At 52.1% G+C, this 1322-nt stretch carries 1 protein-coding gene; it reads left to right on the top strand.

Going from position 1 to position 1322, the window contains the following annotated elements:
* The first annotated feature begins 352 nt into the window (after positions 1–352).
* Positions 353–1270 carry a hypothetical protein gene (locus J0I64_RS08260; RefSeq protein ID WP_009452784.1) on the top strand — a complete coding sequence of 306 codons (918 nt, stop codon included), beginning with the start codon at positions 353–355 and terminating at the stop codon, positions 1268–1270.
* Positions 1271–1322 lie beyond the last annotated feature (52 nt).

The raw sequence follows: 1322 nt of genomic DNA, 5'->3' as shown, positions 1-1322 counted from the left end.
GTCATTGGCGAGGCCGCAGATCAGGTTGCCGAGGGGATTGTAGACAACTCTGCTGATTTTTTAGGCCCGCTCGTCAACGCAAGCATCGGACAAATTCAAGAGCGGTGGGGTGCCCTCTTTGCCGCTGATCAGGATGATGGGTAATCGGGTCGGCGGAGTGCGCTCAAGAGCGAATTGATAGGCGGCCTCATTGCTGTAGTTCGGCTCAAATCTTTCAAAGCAGACGAGCTGACCTTTGGCTTCTCATTACTACGTCGACAAATTTCTGTGACAGCTAGCAAATCCAGTTTCATCTTGACGTGTTTGGAAGCATCAAAGATGGTACCTACTCGTTGGGGGACGCGGGTTTGGCATGATTGAAAAATATCCCCGTGACTGGGACGGGAACGAGTGGGAACAATTCAGCCTACGGCTTGTTCGCGAGCGTCATGGTGCCGAAAATGTCCAGCCAATACCGGCTCGCGTTAATGGCGATCTTGGCATCGAATGCATCACGACAGATGGATGCGTCTACCAGAGCTATTCCCCTGAGGAGACCGGAGATACGAGCAAGGCTGCAAGCGCCATGCGCGCGAAAGCCAATCGCGACCTGAATAAGCTTGTAACAAACAAAGGCAAAATACTCGAACTTCTTGGTGGGCTGAAGGTACGCCGTTGGATACTTTTATGCCCTTTCTTGGATGATAAAGATGTAGTCAAAACGGTAGCAAAAAAATCGCAACAAGTGATGGACGCAGGCTTGCCTTTTCTTGCCCCTGATTTCCGAGGCCTTGTTCACTGCCAAGAGGATTTCTCCAAAGAAATTGACAGAATCAGGTTGCAGGCGTGCGGCGCTACTCTGATCCTGAAAACACCGGACGATGACGAGGTCTCGGTTGCCGGCAACACTATTAGCGAGGCCTTGGCGCAGAAAATTGTACGCGCTTTCCCGCAGTTGAATCCTGAGCAAGTAGCCAAAAGAAAGTTTGGATTTATCAGGACACACATCCGAGCGGAGAACGCTCTTGATCAGTTGAAGCGTGACGCACCTGAACTTTGGGAAAGGGCGACCACCGCCATCGCCCTCGAAGAAGACCGACTTGAGACATCAGGCACTGTGTCGGGACCAGCCGCGGATCTCCTTACGATTGAGCAGGATCGACTATACCAGACACTGTCCGCTGCACTGCCAACTCTGGAGACGAATGCCGTCCGCGCGATCGCAATGGGACAAATCGGAACGTGGCTGATCGAATGCCCGCTCGATTTTACACCCCCCACAAGTGGTTAGTCATAATGAGCGAGCGAGATATAACCTTTGTATTTAGGGAGCGCCCTAAGCC

The organism is Devosia sp., assembly GCF_017307565.1.
GTDB lineage: Bacteria > Pseudomonadota > Alphaproteobacteria > Rhizobiales > Devosiaceae > Devosia.
The sequence above is the reverse complement of the archived record's forward strand: the minus strand, read 5'-3'. Positions and strand labels throughout refer to the sequence as shown.